General features: G+C 68.3%; 3 protein-coding genes. 1 reads left to right on the top strand and 2 read right to left on the bottom strand.

The annotated features are described in order from the left end of the window. Positions 1-21: 21 nt before the first annotated feature. Entirely contained in the window at positions 22-624 is a 603-nt protein-coding gene (locus WA805_RS30395; RefSeq protein WP_422274004.1) for a hypothetical protein, read from the top strand. Positions 625-637: 13 nt separating this feature from the next. Here the strand turns inward: WA805_RS30395 and WA805_RS30390 are convergent, their stop codons facing one another. Together WA805_RS30390 and WA805_RS30385 are read right to left on the bottom strand one after the other, a co-directional pair. Further along, positions 638-1,387: a ParA family protein gene (locus tag WA805_RS30390; RefSeq protein ID WP_422274006.1), complete on the bottom strand. Its 750-nt coding sequence runs from the start codon at positions 1,385-1,387 to the stop codon at positions 638-640. Further along, entirely contained in the window at positions 1,384-3,048 is a 1,665-nt protein-coding gene (locus tag WA805_RS30385; protein WP_425244043.1) for a CHAD domain-containing protein, read from the bottom strand. Before WA805_RS30385 ends, WA805_RS30390 begins: the two co-directional genes overlap by 4 nt. Positions 3,049-3,323: the final 275 nt, after the last annotated feature.

Raw genomic sequence — 3,323 nt, 5'->3', positions numbered from 1 at the left:
TCAGTAGCGAGGTGAGATGGCGTGGCTGCTGTGGTGTTCACGGCGTCAGCTTTTCCGCCGCTGGCCCTCGGATTCTTCGGTCTCGGCACGGGTTACCTGATCTACGGGCCGAAGGAACTGCTCGGCTGGCCGAAAGGCCGCGATGGTGACGAGGCGGCCGTGGCCCGGAGCCTCGGCGTATGGGGCATATGGCTCCCCGGATTCTGCCAGTTCGTCACCGGCATCATCTTGTTCGTCGGCTTGACCTGGTTCCAGGTCTTCGCGAAGACGGCGCCGTTCTACATGGCGGCGTTCGCGTTCACCGCTTACGGCATCCATTGGTTCGCGCTCGGCTGGAACCGGTATCAGCGCAACGACCCGCGGACCAACGCCGGCATGTGCGTGGCGTTCATGGTGATCTCCGCAGTGGGCGCCAACGTGTTCTTCAGCGCCGGAGACTGGCCGGTCGGCCTGCTGTTCGTCGGCCTGTTCACGGTCTACTTCTTCGACTTCTTCGCCTCGATCGGGCTCAGGCTCGGCGAGCTGGGGCTGGGCTTCTTCCACCTGGTAACCGGCGCCTGGCTGATGTATCTCGCCTACGCGACAGCCGTGGACTTCGCTATCGGATATCACTGGCGGGTCTAGCCCGCACCCGCGGCTACTCGGCGCGGTCCTGGATCTCGGACCAGAGGGCACGGTAGGCGCGGGCGGCTGAGCTGCGCGGCGCGAAGACCGTGACCGGGAGGCGCTGCACCGACATGTTCTCCACGACCGCGAGATACGGGACGAAGGTGGCGGCGACACGGGCCCGTTCAGAAGAAAAATTCTCCGTGATCTCCCGGTGCAGCTTCTTGCGACGGTCAACCATCGAAAAGAACGCGAGCACATCCGGGCGGCGGCCGTCGAATTCCGCGACGAACTCCGTCAGCTGGTCCAGCGTCCGCACCGACAGCGTCGTGGGGATGAGCGGCACCACGATCACGTCCGCGGCGTGCAGCACGTTCTCCGACACCAGCGAGATGCCCGGCGGGCAGTCGAGGAACATGGCGTCGTATTCGGCGGCGAGCGGGGCGAGCAGCTTCGCCAGCTTGCGGCCCGGCTTCCCGCCCGCGCTGTCCAGCAGCAGGTCCATGTTGCGGTAGGTGAAGTCGGCGGGAATCAGGTCGAGGTTGTCGAAGTCGGTCCCCTTGATCGCGTCGTCAAGCGCCCGCGTGCCGCGGATCAGCGCCTTGCCGCCGCCCTTGACCCGCGGCTTCACCCGGAACATGAAGCTCGCCGCCCCCTGCGGGTCCAAGTCCCACAGCACGGTGCGCAGCTTGCTTTCCGTCGCCGCGAGATAGGCGAGGTTAACCGCGGTCGTCGTCTTCCCGACGCCGCCCTTGATGTTGTACGTCGCGTATATCTTCACGCTGCCCCCCCGCGCAGCAGCTCCGCCATCCGGCGCTGCCCATCCACGCCCGCGAACTCGGCGAACCGCCGTTCGAAGTCCTCCCGCGCCCCCTGCTGGCGCGCCGCCAGCCAGGCCGTCACCTCGCCCATAGCAAGCAGCGTAACCGCCGGCGCCTCGTCCGCGGCCAGCATGCTCGTAGCCAGCGCCCTGATCTCGCCGATCTGCACCTCGGTGTCCTGGAACTCGCCGAGGCAGTCCTGCAGCCGTTTGAGGTCAGCGAGCACCGCGCCGTAGCTGTCCGCCGGGTACAGCGGGGCGAAGAACTCCAGTGCGTACCGCAACTCCTTACAGCGCTTACGCAGGTCATGCAGGCTGTCATGGGGCGACGCGGGCGTGATCGCGGCGCCGCGCTTGGCGACCTTGGCGAACGCGAGCCTGGTCCTGTCCGCGGCGAGGGTGCCGGTCGTCTCCACTACCGCTCTCCTGGATTGTCCGGAACGTACCGTGGCCGCTGTCCCGGCGTTCGCGCTATCCCGGATCGCGGTCAGCCTCTCCCGCCAGTCCCGCGTCAGGGTGACGAACCTCGGCGAGCGCAGCCCGCGGGCCAGCAGGCGGAACTCCCTGACCCGGCGCTGTTTCAGGTACGCCCGGAACGGCTCCAGGTCGTCCGGCTTCGCGGCGCGCAGCGTCCGCACGGTGTCCTCGAAGTCGAGCAGGTGCACGTCCAGGTCTCTGGTCGGCGTGGTCAGGTCGCCGATCCACTTGAACTCGGCGGCGAACCGCGCCAGCTTGCGGCCGGTCAGCGCGGTGCCCGGGGCGGCGAGCGGCGCCGTGAGCGCGTCGCCGAACAGCTTCAGCGCCGACCGCGACCTGCGTACCGAGACCCGCAGGTCGTGCAGGAATTCGGTGTCGATGTCGCGGAGCACACCGGGCACGTTCGCCTCGACGATGTCGAGCAGCCGCAGCAGGATCGTCGCCGCGGCTTCGGCAGCGGGCATGCGGCCGGTGATGTTGGCGGCCACCTTGTTCGAGTAGTCGCCGGGGTAGCGGCCGATAGCGTGCAGCGCGTCGGCGAGCAGCGGCTGCGTGACGGGCCGCACGCCGGGGATGCCAGCGATGATGCGGGCGGCGCGGCGGGCTTGAGTCAGGTAACCGCGGACCTCCGTGATCGTCAGGCGCGGCGGCAGCGGCCGGACATCCCCCGCCGCAACCGCCGGGTACTCGACGAGCAGCCGGGCGACCGTCTTGCCGTCCTCGTTGAGCAGCCGGTACGCCGCGGTCGTGCCGGTGACGGTCACCTCGGGGAGCAGGGCGCGCGGCGCGACGACGCCGCTGACGCTGGTCGCGATCGGCCCGTCCGGCAGGTCCCTGAGCTGGTGCGGGCGGGATGCCTTCCAGCCTGTCACCAGCTGGACGGCGTCACCATACGGCGACGCGCCGGTCAGCCGGAGTTCGCCGCCGCGGTGCGCGGCCGCGTACTCAAGGGTCAGGCCGGCCTTGTACAGCCGCCAGTCGAAGGTGTCGAACCAGGTGCGGCGACGGCCGCCGCGCGGCGCGCCGCGCTCGGGAAGCAGCTCGAAGCCCTGTCCCAGGGCCTCGAGAACCTCAGCGACAACGACGTCGCAGGTTTGCGAATCTTCTCCGGAGGCTATGAAACCTGCCAGGCCAGGCGTCGTCATCCCGTCAACTCCTTTCCCGGCTGGATCCGCCCCCTCGCGATCTATTTAAGCGCATAATTACGCATAAGTGGTAATAGTGTTCATCTGTCGTTTACCCTGTGTTCATTTTACTGGGCAGTAAAGACAGTTTGCCCAGGTGGCTGCCCGATGTACACCCCGAGCAGGTAGGGCTTTTCAGGCGGCTTCGCCGGCTTTAGCCGACGGCGACCGGCCATGAATGCCCGGTCGCGGCGCGGACGTCGGCCGGGCGCGGCATGCCTGCCTGGGTGCCGGGC

It is taken from the genome of Trebonia sp., assembly GCF_049794275.1.
Lineage (GTDB): Bacteria > Actinomycetota > Actinomycetes > Streptosporangiales > Streptosporangiaceae > Trebonia.
Note: the sequence above shows the minus strand (reverse complement) of the source record. Positions and strands in the feature narration are given on the sequence as shown.

Excerpts from the sequence above, each read along its gene's own strand:
- WA805_RS30385 (WP_425244043.1), bottom strand. The coding sequence starts at position 3,048 with ATGACGACGCCTGGCCTGGCAGGTTTCATAGCCTCCGGAGAAGATTCG.